General features: G+C 67.5%; 15 protein-coding genes. 5 read left to right on the top strand and 10 right to left on the bottom strand.

Features of this window, described 5'->3' with window-relative positions:
• Positions 1 to 143: 143 nt before the first annotated feature.
• Together gloA2 and LTV02_RS11415 are read left to right on the top strand one after the other, a co-directional pair.
• Positions 144 to 530: an SMU1112c/YaeR family gloxylase I-like metalloprotein gene (gene gloA2 / locus LTV02_RS11420; RefSeq protein ID WP_233039968.1), complete on the top strand. Its 387-nt coding sequence runs from the start codon at positions 144 to 146 to the stop codon at positions 528 to 530.
• Positions 531 to 839: 309 nt separating this feature from the next.
• Positions 840 to 1,331: a peptidylprolyl isomerase gene (locus tag LTV02_RS11415; protein WP_233039967.1), complete on the top strand. Its 492-nt coding sequence runs from the start codon at positions 840 to 842 to the stop codon at positions 1,329 to 1,331.
• Positions 1,332 to 1,400: 69 nt separating this feature from the next.
• Here LTV02_RS11415 and LTV02_RS11410 read toward each other — a convergent pair whose 3' ends face one another.
• Positions 1,401 to 1,895, bottom strand: coding sequence for a phosphoribosyltransferase (locus LTV02_RS11410; protein ID WP_067709131.1), 495 nt, complete (start codon positions 1,893 to 1,895; stop codon positions 1,401 to 1,403).
• Between the two features lie 72 nt (positions 1,896 to 1,967).
• Entirely contained in the window at positions 1,968 to 2,678 is a 711-nt protein-coding gene (locus LTV02_RS11405; RefSeq protein ID WP_233039966.1) for a metal-dependent hydrolase, read from the bottom strand.
• Positions 2,679 to 2,973: 295 nt separating this feature from the next.
• On the opposite strand from LTV02_RS11405, the gene LTV02_RS11400 reads away from it, so the two are divergent.
• Entirely contained in the window at positions 2,974 to 3,720 is a 747-nt protein-coding gene (locus LTV02_RS11400; RefSeq protein ID WP_233039965.1) for an SCO6745 family protein, read from the top strand.
• A gap of 39 nt (positions 3,721 to 3,759) precedes the next feature.
• Here LTV02_RS11400 and LTV02_RS11395 read toward each other — a convergent pair whose 3' ends face one another.
• Positions 3,760 to 4,611, bottom strand: a complete 852-nt coding sequence (locus LTV02_RS11395; RefSeq protein ID WP_233039964.1) for an alpha/beta fold hydrolase — start codon at positions 4,609 to 4,611, stop codon at positions 3,760 to 3,762.
• Between the two features lie 140 nt (positions 4,612 to 4,751).
• Between LTV02_RS11395 and LTV02_RS11390 the strand changes: the two genes are divergently transcribed.
• Positions 4,752 to 5,633, top strand: a complete 882-nt coding sequence (locus LTV02_RS11390; protein ID WP_233039963.1) for an endonuclease/exonuclease/phosphatase family protein — start codon at positions 4,752 to 4,754, stop codon at positions 5,631 to 5,633.
• A gap of 53 nt (positions 5,634 to 5,686) precedes the next feature.
• On the opposite strand, the gene katG is transcribed toward LTV02_RS11390, so the two are convergent.
• From katG to LTV02_RS11375, 3 genes are all read right to left on the bottom strand, one after another.
• On the bottom strand, positions 5,687 to 7,912 hold the full coding sequence (gene katG / locus LTV02_RS11385; protein WP_233039962.1) for a catalase/peroxidase HPI: 2,226 nt from the start codon (positions 7,910 to 7,912) through the stop codon (positions 5,687 to 5,689).
• 39 nt (positions 7,913 to 7,951) lie between these two features.
• Positions 7,952 to 8,389 (bottom strand): Fur family transcriptional regulator, encoded by a 438-nt coding sequence (locus LTV02_RS11380; RefSeq protein WP_233039961.1) that lies wholly within the window; start codon positions 8,387 to 8,389, stop codon positions 7,952 to 7,954.
• A gap of 75 nt (positions 8,390 to 8,464) precedes the next feature.
• Positions 8,465 to 9,853 carry an MFS transporter gene (locus LTV02_RS11375; RefSeq protein WP_233039960.1) on the bottom strand — a complete coding sequence of 463 codons (1,389 nt, stop codon included), beginning with the start codon at positions 9,851 to 9,853 and terminating at the stop codon, positions 8,465 to 8,467.
• On the opposite strand from LTV02_RS11375, the gene LTV02_RS11370 reads away from it, so the two are divergent.
• A complete protein-coding gene (locus LTV02_RS11370; RefSeq protein ID WP_233039959.1) occupies positions 9,789 to 10,751 on the top strand; it encodes a helix-turn-helix domain-containing protein in 963 nt (320 codons plus the stop codon). The genes LTV02_RS11375 and LTV02_RS11370 overlap by 65 nt on opposite strands.
• Before the next feature lie 606 nt (positions 10,752 to 11,357).
• On the opposite strand, the gene LTV02_RS11365 is transcribed toward LTV02_RS11370, so the two are convergent.
• From LTV02_RS11365 to LTV02_RS11350, 4 genes are all read right to left on the bottom strand, one after another.
• Positions 11,358 to 12,350 (bottom strand): TAXI family TRAP transporter solute-binding subunit, encoded by a 993-nt coding sequence (locus LTV02_RS11365; protein ID WP_233039958.1) that lies wholly within the window; start codon positions 12,348 to 12,350, stop codon positions 11,358 to 11,360.
• Positions 12,347 to 14,011, bottom strand: a complete 1,665-nt coding sequence (locus tag LTV02_RS11360; protein ID WP_233039957.1) for an ATP-binding protein — start codon at positions 14,009 to 14,011, stop codon at positions 12,347 to 12,349. Before LTV02_RS11360 ends, LTV02_RS11365 begins: the two co-directional genes overlap by 4 nt.
• Positions 14,012 to 14,014: 3 nt before the next feature.
• Positions 14,015 to 14,677 (bottom strand): response regulator transcription factor, encoded by a 663-nt coding sequence (locus tag LTV02_RS11355; RefSeq protein WP_233039956.1) that lies wholly within the window; start codon positions 14,675 to 14,677, stop codon positions 14,015 to 14,017.
• Positions 14,678 to 14,887: 210 nt separating this feature from the next.
• Positions 14,888 to 16,264 carry an MFS transporter gene (locus LTV02_RS11350; RefSeq protein WP_233039955.1) on the bottom strand — a complete coding sequence of 459 codons (1,377 nt, stop codon included), beginning with the start codon at positions 16,262 to 16,264 and terminating at the stop codon, positions 14,888 to 14,890.
• Between the last annotated feature and the right edge of the window lie 48 nt (positions 16,265 to 16,312).

The following is a 16,312-nucleotide window of genomic DNA, read 5'->3' as shown; positions in this document are numbered from 1 at the left end:
TATGCGCATCTACGCATGTGTGGCTCGGTAGGTCGGGGTGGCGCAAGAAATAGAGCGAACTGACCTGAAGAACAGCCTGGGGGAGGGGAGGCCGCCGCCGCGCCGGCTGATTTCTGTCGGAGGGGTGGTCTAGCGTTTGCCGGGTGGAGCTGCAGCGGATCCATCACGTCGCGATCATCGCCTCGGACTACGAGAAGTCGAAGGCGTTCTACACCGAGGTGCTCGGACTGAAGGTGCTGGCCGAGCATTATCGGGCCGAAAGGCGTTCGTACAAGCTCGATCTGGCGCTACCGGACGGCGGGCAGCTGGAGCTGTTCTCGTTCCCGGAGCCGCCCCCGCGGCTCTCGCGCCCGGAGGCCGCCGGCCTGCGGCATCTGGCGTTCCTGGTGCCGGACGTGGGGGAGGCCCTGGCGGAATTGGCCGCCCATGGCGTGCCGGTGGAGGAGGTGCGGGTGGACGAGTACACCGGCAAGCGCTTCGCGTTCTTCTCGGATCCGGATGATCTACCGCTCGAGCTGTATGAAGCGTGAGCCGCGGCCACCCTGGCCGAACGTATCTCTGATTAGGAGATGACACTATGCGCATCTACGCATGTCTCTCTCGTCTGAAAGATACTCGCCTCACCACTCGATCAACGTTCCGGTCCAACCGAATCGACTAAAGAGCTTCCAATACAAGAGGGCTGGCCCTCGGACGGTCGCCGACGCCGTGATCGTGTCGAAGGCGAACAAGCCTTGGGTTGCCCAGTGTGGTTGTGCCGCAATCATTTGCGTGGTTCGTATCGCGGTCTTGCGGTGCCGCGCGGTTATCCGTTCCGGGTCTCCCATACGATGGGGCGCATGACCAAAGTGCTCCTGAAGACCTCCGCCGGGGATATCACCCTGGAACTCGATGAGGCCAAGGCGCCCAAGACCGTCGCGAACTTCGTCGACTACGTCAAGGCGGGCCACTACGCGGACACGGTGTTCCATCGCGTGATCCGGGGCTTCATGGTTCAGGGCGGCGGCATGACTGCGGATATGTCGCAGAAGCCGGCTCCGAACAAGGTGACCAACGAGGCGAACAACGGCCTGAAGAACGACAAGTACACGGTGGCGATGGCCCGTACGTCGGATCCGCATTCGGCGAGCGCGCAGTTCTTCATCAACACCAGCAAGAACGATTTCCTGAACTACCCGGGCCAGGACGGCTGGGGTTACGCGGTGTTCGGCAAGGTTGTCGAGGGCACCGACGTGGTGGATCAGATCGAGGGTGTGCGGACCGGTAACAAGGCGGGTCACGGTGACGTGCCGACCGAGCCGATCACGATCCTGTCGGCCGAGCTGGTCTGATCGGTCGTTTCGTAGCGAACGAGTACGCGCCGGGTTCGAATCGAACCCGGCGCGTTGTGTTTTCGTCGTTCAGGCGTCGAGGACGCGGACTTCGTGCTTGGCGACCGGGGGCAGTACGGACCAGGGGAAGTTGATCCAGCGGTCGGTGCGTTTCCAGACGTATTCGCAGTCGACTTCGGAGTGCGGTTTCTGGTAGATGACCGCGCAGCGGACTTCGGCGACATGGTCGGCGCAGAAGTCGCGGACGAGTTTGAGGGTTTTGCCGGTGTCGGCGACGTCGTCGGCGACCAGGACGGTGGCGCCGGTGAGGTCGACTTTGCTGGGGACCGGCGGCAGCATGACCGGCAGGTCGAGGCGCTGGTTGACGCCGGTGTAGAACTCGACGTTCATGACGTGGAGGTTTTTGACGTCGAGGGCGTAGCCGAGGGATCCGGCGACGAAGAGGCCGCCGCGGGCGATCGAGAGGATGAGGTCGGGTTCGAATCCGTCGTCTGCGATGGTCTGGGCGAGCTCGCGGCTCGCGTCACCGAATAGTTCCCAGCTGAGTTCCTCGCGATCGCTCATTCCGGCGATCTTACGGTGCTCTCGCGGTGTGGTTCCGGGGGTTCGGGGGCATGGCCCCCGTGTCCCGTTCGTTCAGGGCTGGTGGGTGATGGTGTACCAGAGCAGGGCGAGGGTGCCGAGGGCGAAGAGTGGTACGACGACAAGGGTTTCCATCTTGTTGCCGGTGCGGTCGATGATGGGTAGCCGGGTGCGGATCTTGAGGGGCCAGAGCAGTCGGCAGCCGCGGTCGGTGAGGCAGTCGCCGATGAGGTGGGCGAGGGCGCCGAGGCCGACGGAGAAGGGCAGCCAGGCGGGTTTGTCGCTGATCCAGTGGTCGATGGCGAAGGTGCCGCAGGCGGCGAGGATGACGACGGTGCCCCAGGCTTTGATGCTGTCGCCGGTGGGTGCGAGGTTGAGGGCGCGGATGGCGAGGGCGAGCAGGAAGAAGACGAGGGCGAGGGTGAAGTTGCGGCCGATCCAGTGTTCGCCGGCCCAGGTGCCGTAGGTGACGAGGGCGACGAACAGGAAGCTGTGGGTGCCGTGGCGGTGTCCGCCGGAGATGATCGATATGGCTTTGCAGGCGGCGTGCGAGACGGGTCCCAGGACGTGGGAGATGGTGCCGTTGGGGTGGTCGGCGTCGGGGAGCAGGGCGGCGCCGGCGGTGAGGAAGGTGCCCATGACGAGGTCGACGCCGCCGATGGCGCCGGATTGCATTGCGGGGTATGTCAATACGGTGAGCGGGAGCGCCGCGGCTGCTGCCGACCAGGCGAGGGCGCCGCTGGTCGCGTGTGAATGTCCTAGCACCGCGTGAACGTTAGCTGAATTAACGGTTGGGGCCGGGAGGTCCGGGTGTGAGCTGAGGAACGTTCGGCGGCAACGTAGTTGGGGCGTGCGCGGGCGGGAACCGGCGTGCCGGCTCGCGATTGGTCGGTCATGGTGCCCACCTCTCCTCGTTCTCGAGGTTACGGCATTCGAAAGTGATTGGGGCGGAGTTCATTTGGTCCCGGAAGGTCGGTTTCGGCGGCCCCTGTACGCCGTCCGAATTCCGGTGAAATAGTGTCGGAGCCGAATACGCTTTTCCGCTCAGAGAGGAACGGACATGTCGGTAGCGTCCGCCGTGAAGGATCAGATCCAGCAGGTCGGTGGGGGATTCATGTTCTCCCGCGAAGCCAAGGCCTTCGCCGCGGAGGTGGGGGTGCCCGGCTTCCTGCCCGCCTACACCCGCGGCCGCGCGGGCGTGCTGGGTGAGGTGCCCGCCGAGATCGTGGTCGCGGCGTTCGGTTTCTTCCCGGCCGGTCCGGTGCGCGCGGCCTGGGAGGCGACGGCGGCGACCTCGGCGGCCAAGGGCGCGGAGGGCTATCTGCGGGCCTGCCAGGATTTCGGACGTCGCAAGCTGGCCGGGTTCGCACCGGCCGAACGGCTGGCCGAGCTCCTGGACAAGGTGGTGTCGGCGGCGGATCCGGCCGGGGTGCCGTTGTTCGCGGGGTGGCGGGCGCTGCCGCAGGCGCAGGACGCGCCGGCGCGGATTCTGCATCTGATCCAGGCGTTGCGGGAGCTGCGCGGCGGTCTGCATCTGATGGCGGTGCGTGCGAGCGGTCTGACGCCGTTGCAGGCGGTGCTGATCGCGGGTTCGCCGCTGGCGTCGGGTCCGGATCAGGCGCGCAGTTACGGCTGGGCGGAACCGTTCGAGGAGATCACCCCGGAGTTGAAGGGCCGCTGGATGCAGGCCGAGGCGCTCACCGACGAGCTGAGCCTGCCGGTGTTCGCGGTGCTGGACGAGGCGGAGGGCCAGGAGCTGGTCGCGTTGCTGACCGCCTGTCACGAGGCCGTGTTCGTCCGTCGCTGAGGCGTGTGCGGGGCGGTGCTGTCACCGCCCCGGCCGGTGTCAGCGTCGCAGGAACTCGAGGCTCACTCGTTCGAAGGCTTGCTTGGCTTCGTACATGACCCAGTGCCCGCACTTGGGGAAGACGTGCAGTTCCGCGTCGGGGATGACGCGCAGCGGCACCAGGGCCATATCGAGGGGGCATTGCCGGTCGTCGGCGCCCCAGGCCAGCAGGGTCGGGCATTTGACCTGATGCAGCAGCGCCCAGTACGGCGGGGTGGGGGAGTTGGTGAGGAATTGCTGTTGGAGGGCAAAGGCTTCCGACCCGTACATGGCTTTGAGCGCGGCATGCGATTCGGGATGCTCGGCGGTTTTCCAGCGTTCCTCGATGAGGTCGTCGGTGAGCACCTTCGGGTCGTAGACCATGCATTCGAGCCAGCGCAGCAGTCCGTCGCGGCTGGGGGCGTCGGCGAACTGCTGCAGCAGCCGGGTGCCTTCGCTGGGGGTGGGGCCGAACAGTCCGGTGCCGACCCCGCCGATGGAGATGATCTTCTCCACCCGGGTGGGGTGTTTGACGGCGACATTGACCGCGACGACGCCGCCCATGGAATTGCCGATGAGGGCAGCCGATTGCAGGCCGAGGGCGTCCATGAACCAGATGACGGAGTCGACGGCGGTCAGGACGGGGTGGCCGGGGACGGGGTCGCTGACGCCGAAGCCGGGGAATTCGAGTGCGTAGCAGTGGAAGTGCTCGGCCAGGACGCCGAGGTTGCCGCGATAGTTGCGCCATCCGGTGACGCCGATGCCGGAGCCGTGCAGCAGGATGAGCGAGGGCCCGTCGCCGGCTTCGTGGTAGCGCAGGATGCCGTGCTCGGTGCGGATTTCCCGCCGGGTGCCTTCGTATGTGATCTCCACCCGCTCCACACTAGAACACGTTTCAGTTTCTGTCGGAGATTGTTCGCACGCCGAGAACCGCACGGCCCATACGCATTTCGCTCGCACACATCCGCCGCGAGCGCCTAGTCTCGAGGGCTGGACCGTAGGAAGGAACCGGTATGGCGCAGGCGGGAGTGCTGCGGATCGCGCAGCTGAACATGGGATCGCTGCTGGAACCGCACTGGGAGCGGCGTCGGCAGGAGATCCTGGCCTGGTTCGACCGGCTCGACCCGGACCTGGTGTGCCTGCAGGAAGTATGGGAGGACACCGCCGAACCCGGCGGCAATACCGCCGCCTGGCTGGTCGATCACGCACCGCAAGGACACTGGCACTGGTGTTTCGGCGGATACCCGCTGCCGTTCCTGCCCGACCGCCCGACCCTGCGCTTCGGCTCGGCGGTGCTGAGCCGCTGGCCCATCGACCGGCACGAGGTGATCGCGCTACCGGTCGATCCGTCCCCGCCGGACCCGCACCCGTCCTGGACCATGCAGGCCGAACTGCTCTACGCCCGCACCGGCGGGGCCGATGTGTTCAGTACCCATCTCGCGCCGCCGCCCGCGCAGGCCTATCAGCGGGTGCGGCAGGTCCTCGCGATCGACGAGGCCATCCGCGCCCGGCACGACCCGGCGACCACGCCGCTGCCGCCGATCCTGTGCGGGGACTTCAACGCCAAACCCGAATCCGACGAGATGCGGTTCCTCAACGCCAACGCCGTGATCGAAGGCCGCAGTACCCATTACGTGGACGCGTGGTCGACGCTGCGGCCCGGTGAGGCCGGGCGCACCATGGACCCGCTGACCAATCCGCAGGCGCGGTTCCTGAACGTGCCGCCGCAACGCATCGACTATGTGCTGGTGGGGGATCCGTTCCTGCGGCCCGAGGGCGCGGGCCGGCTGCTCGAGGTCGATCTGGCCTTCTGCGAACCGCTCACCGGCATCCTCGCCAGCGACCACTACGGTCTGGTCGCCGATGTGCGGTGGCCACAGAAACCGGCCCGATAAACGCCGTGCGCCCCGCGAACCGGGTTCGGTTCGCGGGGCGCACGGGGGAGCGGTCAGGCCAGATCGAAGCGATCCAGGGTCATCACCTTGTCCCACGCCTTGACGAAGTCGGCCACGAACTTCGGCTTGGCGTCATCGGTGGCATACACCTCGGCGATGGCGCGCAGCTGCGAGTTCGACCCGAACAGCAGATCGACACGGCTGCCGGTCCACACGGTCTTGCCGGTGGCCCGGTCCACGCCCTCGTAGCTGCCGTCATCGGCGGCCGACGGCTTCCACTCGGTCGCCATATCCAGGAGGTTCACGAAGAAATCGTTGGTGAGCACACCCGGGGTCGAGGTGAGCACACCCTGCTGCGAACCACCGTGATTGGCGCCGAGCGCCCGCAGGCCACCGACGAGCACGGTCATCTCCGGCGCGGACAGCGTCAGCAGGTTCGCCCGATCCACCAGCTGGTACTCCGCCGGCAGCCGGTGACCCTTGCCCAGGTAGTTGCGGAACCCGTCCGAGGTCGGCTCCAGCGCCGCGAAGGACTCCACATCGGTGTTCTCCTGGGTGGCGTCGGTGCGACCGGGTGCGAACGGCACCTCGATCTCGACACCGCCGGCCTTGGCCGCCTGCTCCACGGCCGCGACACCGCCCAGCACCACCAGATCCGCGAACGAGACCCGCACATTACCGGTCTGCTCGGAATTGAACTGCTCGGCAATGCCTTCCAGCGTGCGCACGACCTGCGCGAGCTCGTCGGGGGAGTTGACCTCCCAGCCCGACTGCGGGGCCAGGCGCACCCGGCCGCCGTTGGCGCCACCACGCTTGTCACTGCCGCGGAACGAGGCCGCCGCCGACCACGCGGTCGAAACCAGCTGCGCCACGGTCAGACCCGAAGCCAGGATGCGGGACTTGAGGTCGGCGATCTCGGCGGCGCCGATCAGCTCGTGATCGACCGCCGGGATCGGGTCCTGCCACAGCAGCGTCTCCGAGGGCACCAGCGGGCCCAGGTAGCGCACCACCGGGCCCATATCGCGGTGGGTGAGCTTGTACCAGGCCTTGGCGAACTCCTGCGCCAGCTCTTCGGGGTGCTCGAGCCAGCGGCGGGTGATCTGCTCGTAGATGGGATCGAACCGCATCGACAGGTCGGTGGTGAGCATGCCGGGCGCGATGGTCTTGCCCGCGACATGCGCGTCCGGGACCGTGCCGGCGCCGCCGCCGTCCTTCGGGGTCCACTGGTTGGCGCCCGCGGGGGACTTGGTCAGCTCCCACTCGTGGCCGTAGAGGGTCTCGAGGAACGAGTTGTCCCAGGTGATGGGGGTCGGGGTCCAGGTGACCTCGAGCCCGGAGGTGATGGCGTCCTTGCCGACACCGGTGCCGAAACTGGAGCGCCAGCCCAGGCCCTGCTCCTCGAACGGCGCGGCTTCGGGCTCGGGGCCGACGTGATCGGCCGGGCCGGCGCCGTGGGTCTTGCCGAAGGTGTGCCCGCCCACGATCAGCGCCGCGGTCTCCACATCGTTCATCGCCATCCGCGCGAACGTCTCACGGATATCGACCGCGGCGGCCAGGGGATCCGGATTGCCGTTGGGGCCTTCGGGATTGACGTAGATCAGGCCCATCTGCACCGCCGCGAGGGGGTTCTCCAGGTCGCGGGTGCCGCTGTAGCGTTCATCGCCGAGCCAGGTGTGCTCGGGACCCCAGTACACGTCCTCCTCGGGCTCCCACTGGTCGACGCGGCCGCCACCGAACCCGAAGGTTTCGAAGCCCATCGATTCCAGGGCGACGTTACCGGCGTACACGATCAGGTCGGCCCAGGAGATCTTCTGCCCGTACTTCTGCTTCACCGGCCACAGCAGCCGACGCGCCTTGTCCAGGCTGGCGTTGTCGGGCCAGGAGTTCAGGGGAGCGAAGCGCTGCATGCCCGCGCCCGCGCCGCCGCGCCCGTCCTGGATGCGGTAGGTGCCCGCGGCGTGCCAGGCCATGCGGATGAAGAACGGCCCGTAATGCCCGAAGTCGGCAGGCCACCAGTCCTGCGAGGTGGTCATGACCGCTTCGATATCGGCCTTCACCGCCGCCAGATCCAGGCTGTTGAACGCGGCAGCGTAATCGAAGTCGGCGCCCAGGGGGTTGATGACGTCCGGGTTCTTCTGCAGGATCTTCAGATTGACCTGGTCGGGCCACCAGTCCCGGTTGCTGCCACCCTCGGTCGGCGGCTTGAGGCGGGATGTCACGGGGCAACCCGCGGCGGGTTCCGTGCTGGCCTCTCCGATGGGCGGGTGTTCAACAGACACGGCGGTTCCTTTCGGGGGAGTAGTGCGATCGGGCTGCGATCACGACTGCGGCACTTGCGTTTTCGAGCATTCGGGGCACAGGCCCCAATAGATGACCTCGGCTTCGTCCAGGACGAACCCGTTGTCGTTCGAGGCGGTCAGACAGGGGGCCTCACCGACGGCGCAATCGACATCGGTGATCATCCCGCAGGAGCGGCACACCAGATGGTGATGGTTGTCCCCGACCCGGGTCTCGTACCGGGCCACCGAACCCATGGGCTGAATCCGGCGCAACAAGCCCGCCGCCGTCAGCACCCGCAACACGTCGTACACGGCCTGATGCGACACCGTGCCCAGCGCACCGCGCACCTGGGTGAGGATCGAGTCGGTGTCGGCATGCGGGTTCGCGTGCACGGTGCTCAGCACGGCGACGCGCGGCGCTGTCACCCGCAACGACGCCGCACGCAGCATCCGCTCGAAGTCCGAACTACTGGACATATCCCGAAGTATGACTCATTCAAGTCTTGAGCGGAGCCGTTTCAACCAACCATGCTCGAGTCGTTCGGCCACCGTTCATTTGGAGGAAGCGACGAAGCTTCGCCCGGCGCTTCGAGTGTCCGAGCGCGCCCGGCGGCGAGCCAGCGCCAGCGTCGCGAGGGAGACGACGACGATGCCGGCTCCGAAGAGCTGGATCGTCGGCGCGGCGCCCAGATGACGCGCGGTGTACCCCGCGGCGATGGCGGGCAAGGAAATGGCCGCGTAGGCCACGAGGTAGAACGCCGCCATCACCTGGGCGCGGTGATCCGGCGGGGCGGCCGCACCCAGCAGGCGCAGCGCACCGAACATCCCACTGCCCATACCGAATCCGATCACGACCCCCGAGCACAGGAACGCCGCTGCCGAACCGCTACCGGTCACCGACACCGCCAAGACGAGAATGCCCGCCGACATGATCGCCATACCCCACCCGATCTGGGAAGCCGGCGTGCGCTTACGGGTCGAGATCGCCGCGGCCGTGCCCGCGCCCCCCATCACCAGAATCGCCACACCCGCCGGGAGATAACTGCCGGTGTGCAGCAGGCTCGGAACGATCGCCCCGACCAGACCCAGAAACAGCCCGATGATCGACCACGCGCACGCGATCGCCAAACCCGCCAGCGTGAACGGGGCCAGCGCCGCCCGCGGCACCCCGGGCGCGGTGATCCGGAAACCACTGCGCGAGACCACCGTCTCCGGCATCAGCACACTGCCCGCCAGCAACAGCGCCGCGAGCACGGCCAGCAGCACGAACGGCGTCACCATCGGAGACGGGCCGTACTGCACCAGGACCGCGCCGAGCAAACCACCGGAACCGACGCCGAGTGAACTGGCCACCACGTTGTACAGGCCCGCCCGCGCTGGATCCGCGCCGTCGTACAACTCCAGCAGGGCCGCACCCGCGGCACTGATCACGATGCCCGTCGACAAACCCTGCACCGCCCGCGCCAGGAACAGCGACCCGACACCGGAAGCGAAGGCGAACAACACCATCGAGGCCGTCAACCCAGCCAGCCCCGCCGCGATCACCGGTCGCCGGCCCACCGCATCGGAGACACGGCCCAGCACCAGCAGCGACGCCAGCGCACCGAAACAGTAGGTGGCATAGATCAACGTCACCGTCGAGGTGTCCAACCGCCAGGTCGAGGCATACAGCTTGTAGATCGGCGACGGTACCGCCGAGGCCGCCAAACAGAAACCGATCACCGTCGCGGCCAAACCGAAAGCCATCGGGCGGGGGAGCCGGACACGCTGCGAAACTTCAGTCCTAATCACAAGATTCAGCCTGATCGCGCCGCCGCGCACCCACGAGTGGCAAAAATGACCACATTGATGGAAATTCTGCCAGTACTCTGGTGGAGTGAGCACCCCCGGAATCGTCGCGGTCGCCGTCACCGACGGCATGCCCATGCTGGAGATGTCCATCGCCGCACAGGTATTCGGCATCCAGCGCCGCGACATCGCCGACCCGTGGTACGAACTGCGCATGTGCGCCGCAGACCCGGGGGAGACCCGGATCGCACACGGCTTCGTCCTCGACACCCCCTACGACCTGCACGCCCTGCACGACGCCGACATCGTGATCGTGCCCGGCCTCAACCCCGAGAACATCGCCGCCGACATCGTCGACCACCGGCTCAACACCGCACTCCTGGCCGCACACGCCCGCGGAGCGCGAATCGTGTCACTGTGCACCGGCGCGTTCGCACTGGCCGCCGCGGGCCTGCTCGACGGGCGCCCCGCCACCACACACTGGCGCTACGCCGACCTCATGCGCACCCGATACCCCCGGGTCCTGCTCGACCCGTCGGTGCTCTACGTCGACGACGGCGACGTCCTGACCAGCGCGGGCGTCACCGCCGGCATCGACCTGTGCCTGCACCTGGTCCGCACCGACCTCGGCGCCGACATCGCCAACCAGGTCGCGCGCCGCATGGTCGTGCAAACCCATCGCGCCGGGGGACAGGCCCAATTCATCGAACAGCCCATGCCACGCTCGGACAGCGACGGCTTCGGACAAGTACTGCAGTGGGCCACCAAAAACCTCGACCAGCAACTCACCGTCACCCAACTCGCCCGCACCGCCGGCCTGAGCACCCGCACCCTGGCCCGCCGCTTCACCGAATCCACCGGCACCACACCACTCCGCTGGCTGCACTCGGCCCGCCTCTCCCGCGCCCGCCAACTCCTCGAATCCACCGACCTCCCCGTCGAGCGCATCAGCCAACTCTGCGGCATGGGCACCGCCGGCAACCTCCGCCACCACTTCACCCGCGAGGTAGGCGTAACCCCCATGACCTACCGCCGATCCTTCCAACGCTGAGCGGCTCAGGTGAGGACCTGTCCCGCCCGGGGGACGATAACTTGACATAATGTTGATTATCGGCGTATTTACGGCGGGGGCTGGAGCGGGGAAAACTGCTGTGTTGCAGATGGATTCGGTGACTGTTCGGTGAGTTCTGCTGCTGGGCGGTGACTTCCTGTGTTGGTTGGTGTGTGCTGCTATTGGAGGCTGCGGAATGGTGTAAATCGGTGCGGGAGTTTATTTTTCGTTCCAGCGGCCCTTTGGTGGAAATATTCCTGTTTCGGGTGGTTGGCTGGATTGGGGCTGATTGGAGGTTCAGCTGCCGCTCCCCTGTGGTTTGGATCTTCACCCTTGATACGTCACTGTGACGTAATATTCGACAGTCTGGCAAGGGGTGTGGTGACCGTGCGTCCGAACATCGCCACGGTGTGTATGCATTTGGGCGCATATCGGACCGATGGCAGTGTGTGTTGCCGTTCTGTCGTTCGGCGGGTGCTGCATGATCGGGGCTGGGCTAGCGTCGGGTGGAGCATTCATCGCAATGGGTGGGACCTCTCCCCTGCGATTCCTGTACTCCCCCAACGTTATTCGTCACAGTGACGGAATGGGGGCTGGTGTCCCCGGTCATCCGTGATTGCGGCGATATACGCCTATCGCGCCCGGATGCAAGGGGGCGACTCCGGTGCCGATGAGTGAGCGGGCCTCGAGGAACTGGGTGCCTGCTGCTTCGGCCGGTACCAGGGAATCGGGGTGGGTGAGGAGCAGTTCGGTGAGGGTGGCGGCGGTGGTGTCGGGCAGGCTGGGGCTGGCGATGAGCAGGTTTGCGACGCCGATGGTGTGCACGGGTGGGGAATTCGGGTAGGTGCCGGCGGGGATGAGGACCGGGTCGTAGAGGTAGCCGAAGCGGTCGCGCATCGGGTCGGCCAGGCCGGTGAGGTCCAGTAGGCGGATTGCGGGGTCGGACAGGGCCGGGGTCGGGACGCCGCCGGCCCACAGCAGGGCGTCGAGGCGGTCGGTGGTGAGGGCGGTGACGGCGTCTCGTAGCGGTAGGTGGCTGATGGTGACGTCGGTGCGGGTGAGACCGGCGGCCAGGAGTAGTTTTTCGCCGGTGTGGGTGGCGCCGGATCCGGATGCTCCCAGGTTGACGCGTGTGCCGCGCAGGTCGGCGAGGGTGGTGAGGGGGCCGGTGGCGGCGACGGCGAGTTGGAGGTAGTTCTCGTAGACGCGGCCGATGGCCGGTGGCGGGTCGGGATTGTCGTCGAGGGAATCGGCCAGGATCAAGGCTGTATCGGCTTCGCCGCGTGAGAGTAGGGCCAGATTGTCGACCGAGCCTGCGGTGGGAATGACATCGATACGCAGCCCCGTCGATGCGGCGATACGTGAAAGTTGTTGCGCGAACGCGTGATAGAAGCCGCCCACCTCCCCCGCCGCCAGCCGCACCGGTGATTGGGCGGAATCATCGGAGCAGGCGGTGAGGCCCAGAGGGCCCGCCAACCCGGCCAGCGCGGCGAAAGCTGTTCCGGAGCGCAGGAATCCGCGCCGGGACAGTCGGCGGGGACCGGAGCCGGTGGGAATGCCGGAAGCGGCGGACATGGCAGCCGATTGGTCGCCGCTCATGAGCTCTCCCCCACCGGCAAACCGATGACCACTGCCAGCCCATGCGGCGTGACCGGCTCGACCGCCAGGCGGCCGTGTACGGATTTCACCAGCGCCGCCGCGATCGGGAGCCCGAGGCCGGAACCGCCGATCCCGTGGGCGGTGCTGCCCCGGAAGAAGCGGGTCGTGAGATCGGCGAGCTCGCACTCGGGTACGCCGGGGCCGTCGTCGGCCACGATGATCGTGACCTCGCTCGGTGCCGGGGTGACCGTGATGCGGGTGTGCGCGCCGGGCCCGGCGTAGCGGGACGAATTGCTCAGTGCCACATCCAGGATCTGTGCCAGCACATCGGCGGGGACGCTGGACACGGCCTCACTGCTGGAGCCAGGGAGGCCGTGGCCCTCGCCCGCTCGTTCGACAGAACCGTGCCCGTCGCCTGTCCTTCCGGCGAGATCGTGCCGCTCGCCTGCTCGGCCGGCGAGACCCTGTCCGGCGCCTGCGTGGTCGGCGAGACCCTGTCTGTTGCCTGCGTGGTCGGCGGGAGCGTGTCCGTTGCCTGTGCGGTCGGCGAGTCTGTGTCTGTCCTGTCCGGCAAGTTCGTACCTGCTGCCTGTCTGCGCGTCGCGGCGATCGGCCGCCGGGACCGTGTCCTCGAGCGACAGTGTCATACCGGCTTGATCGAATGCCGTGTGCCAGGCGTCGATCCGGTCCGCGGCGACCGCGCGCACGTCGCAGGGTTCGACCCGGCGGGCCGGTGTGACCGCGTTGCCTTCCGCGACCGCGAGGGTCAGCAGGTCATCCAGTAGCGCGGTGAGTCGCTCCACTTCTCGGGTCGCGCCGTGGAAGGTGGCGGCCGCGGTCGCGGGAATCGCGGGTTCGAGGGAATCGAGGCGGATGGTCAACGCGGCGAGCGGGTTCCGCATGGCGTGCGCGGTGTCATCGACCAGGCGGCGTTGCGCGGCCGCGGAATCCCGGACGGCCAAGGCCATGGTGTCGACCGATTCGGCGACGGCGCGCAGTTCGGGCGGGCCGCCGTGGCGGCGGGTCATGGCGGCGGTGGTGCGCGGTTTGGGTAGCGACGCGGTCAATCCCGCCACCGCCGCGGACAGCCCGGCCAGGGGGCGCAGCACCCACCGCGACAGGATCAGCGCGAGTGCGGTGAACACGGCCATGGCGGCGAGTGCGCCCAGTGCCACGATCGCCCACACCCGCGCGATGTCGGTGCGGGCGCGAGCGGTCGACACGGTGATCAGGACCGCGCCATCGACATGCACGTCGCTGCCGACCGGCCGGGCGATCAGCAATGTCGAAGGCCCCCACGGCAAGAGCCGCGCCGGGGTGGCGGGCCGTTGATTGCGGCGTGCGGCCGCTACCGCGGCGGCGATCGCCGGATCGGCGGCGTCGACTCCCGCGTTCACGATCGGCAGTCCGCGCGCATCCACCACCAGCACCGGTTCCCCGTACAGGTCGTGATACCGGTTCACCTCCGCCGCCAAGCCCCGATTGTCGCCGAGCGCGCCCGCCGTGACCGCCAGCGCCGCGAACCGGTCCGCGTCACCGATGCGGTCGCCGGCCAATTGCTGGGTGCGGCTGGTCGCGGCGGTCAGGCACAGCGGTACCGCGAACGCCAGCACCGCGAGGGTGGCGAACACGGTCAAGGCGATCAGCAGCCGGCGACGCACCGCTCATTCGCCCCAGCGGTAGCCGTAGCCGCGGATGGTGGTGATCAGCCCCGGCCGATCGAGCTTGGCCCGCAACCCGGTCATATGCACATCCAGGGTGCGTGAGACCGCCACGAACGCATCACCCCAGATGCGATCCATCAGCTGCTGCCGCGACACCGCCGCCCCCGGGCGCTCCACCAGCGCTTCGACGAGTTCGAACTCCTTGGCGGTCAAGGTCACCGGAACTCCCGCGATCTCGACCCGGCGCGCTTCGAGGTCGACCCGCACATCCCCGGTCTGCACGATGCGCTGGCTCGCCGGCCCCGAGACGGCGACATGGCGGCGCGTCACGTTCTCGATGCGCGCCAGCAATTCGGCGATCCGCGGCGGTTTCACCACGTAATCGTCGGCGCCGCCGCGTAATCCGCGCACGATGGAGCGTTCATCGCTGCGCGCGGTGAGGATCACCACCGGTACCGTGCTCACTTCCCGCAGCTGCCGCAGCACCGTCAACCCGTCCGCGTCGGGCAATCCGAGATCGAGTACCACCGCGTCGTAGCCGCGATGCGCGGTGAGTAGATCCGTTCCGCGCCGCATCCGATCGGTGTGGTGGCCGCGCGCGGTGAACGCTTCGACGAGCGCGTCCCCGACTCCGTTATCGTCTTCGACCACCGCCAAACGCATGGGCTGATTCTCTCCTGCAATCGAAACCGACTGGTCACCGGGCTCGGGGGCGTGGGCCGTCGCCCGCGTCGGCGCACCGGGCGACGATATCGGCGGAGGCCGTCCCGCCGTTCGGGTCTTCCTCGAACAGCGGGACGGGCTTTCGTTCCAGGACGGCCCGTACGAATCCTGGGCTCCGGGGTGCCGTCCTGTCCCTCCCCGGTCCGCCGCTCAGCGGGCCGCGACCTTCTCGACCGTCACCGCCGCGGCCTCGTCACCGGCCCGCGCCGCCTGCGCTTCGGCGTCGATGGCCGAATCCGCGGAGGTTTCCCGCATGAAGAAGTAGGTGAGCAGCGAGATCAGGATGCAGCCCGACACGTACCAGAAGTACAGCGATTCGTGCCCGGCCTTCTTCAGCGCGAGCGCGATCATCTCCGCGGTGCCGCCGAAGATCGCCACCGTCAGCGCGTACGGCAATCCGACCCCGAGGGCGCGGATGCGGGTGGGGAACAGTTCGGCTTTCACGATCGCGTTGATCGAGGTGTAGCCGGTGATGATGACCAGCGCGGTCAGCATGAGCAGGAACGCCGGGATCGCGGAGGTGGTGTGCCCGAGGACGGTCATGATCGGCACCGTGCACACCGTGCCCGCCACTCCGAACGCGATGAGCAGTTTGCGCCGTCCGATCCGGTCCGAGAGCGCACCGGCGAGTGGTTGCAGCACCACGAACACCAGCAGTGCGACGAAGTTGATCCACGCCACCGTCGATTTGGCGATGCCGGAGGTGTTGACCATGTATTTCTGCATGTAGGTGGTGTAGGTGTAGAACGCGACCGTGCCGCCGAGGGTCAACCCGACCACGAGCAGGCATTCGCGCGGATACCGCAGCAGTACCTTCAGCGACCCCTGCCCCGACTTGCCTTGCGCGGCATCGTTTCCGGTGCGCGCGGATTCGCTGCGGAAGGATTCCGATTCGTCCATGCCGCGCCGCAGCCACATCACCACCACGGCCGCGCCCGCGCCGATCACGAACGGGATCCGCCAGCCCCAGGCATACATTTGTGCGCTGGTCAGGAACTGCAGCAGCACGATCTGCACACCGAGCGCGATCAGCTGTCCGGCGACCAGGGTCACGTACTGGAAGCTGGAATAGAATCCGCGCCGGCCCGCCGAGGCCACCTCCGACAGGTAGGTGGCGCTGGTCGCGTACTCCCCGCCCACCGACAGTCCTTGCAGCAGGCGTGCCAGCAGCAGGATCACCGGCGCCGCCAATCCGATGGTGGCGAAGCTCGGTGTCACCGCGATCAGCAGCGATCCGGCCGCCATCACCGTCACCGACAGCGTGAGCGCCGAGCGCCGCCCGAACCGGTCGGCGTAGCGGCCCAATGCCCAGCCGCCGATGGGCCGCATCAGGAATCCGACCGCGAACACCGCCGCGGTGGACAGCAACTGTGCCGTCGCATCCCCTTCGGGGAAGAACGCTTTGGCGAAATACACGCTGAACGCCGCATAGACGTACCAGTCGTACCATTCGACGAGATTGCCGATCGAGCCGCGCAACACGTTCGCGACGACCCGGCGTTCCCCGCCCGGCGCTGTTGCTGTCACTGGGTTCTCCTTCACTAGCGTGATGCCTCATCGCATCCGCACCCACTG

It is taken from the genome of Nocardia yamanashiensis (genome assembly GCF_021183565.1).
Taxonomy (GTDB): Bacteria; Actinomycetota; Actinomycetes; order Mycobacteriales; family Mycobacteriaceae; genus Nocardia; species Nocardia yamanashiensis.
Note: the sequence above shows the minus strand (reverse complement) of the source record. Positions and strands in the feature narration are given on the sequence as shown.

Excerpts from the sequence above, each read along its gene's own strand:
- LTV02_RS11390 (WP_233039963.1), top strand. The coding sequence starts at position 4,752 with ATGGCGCAGGCGGGAGTGCTGCGGATCGCGCAGCTGAACATGGGATCG.
- LTV02_RS11355 (WP_233039956.1), bottom strand. The coding sequence starts at position 14,677 with ATGCGTTTGGCGGTGGTCGAAGACGATAACGGAGTCGGGGACGCGCTC.
- LTV02_RS11410 (WP_067709131.1), bottom strand. The coding sequence starts at position 1,895 with ATGAGCGATCGCGAGGAACTCAGCTGGGAACTATTCGGTGACGCGAGC.
- LTV02_RS11415 (WP_233039967.1), top strand. The coding sequence starts at position 840 with ATGACCAAAGTGCTCCTGAAGACCTCCGCCGGGGATATCACCCTGGAA.
- LTV02_RS11365 (WP_233039958.1), bottom strand. The coding sequence starts at position 12,350 with ATGAGCGGCGACCAATCGGCTGCCATGTCCGCCGCTTCCGGCATTCCC.
- LTV02_RS11375 (WP_233039960.1), bottom strand. The coding sequence starts at position 9,853 with ATGGACATCTCCAGCATGGGCATGCCGTCGGTGACGGCGACCGCGACG.
- LTV02_RS11400 (WP_233039965.1), top strand. The coding sequence starts at position 2,974 with ATGTCGGTAGCGTCCGCCGTGAAGGATCAGATCCAGCAGGTCGGTGGG.
- LTV02_RS11380 (WP_233039961.1), bottom strand. The coding sequence starts at position 8,389 with ATGTCCAGTAGTTCGGACTTCGAGCGGATGCTGCGTGCGGCGTCGTTG.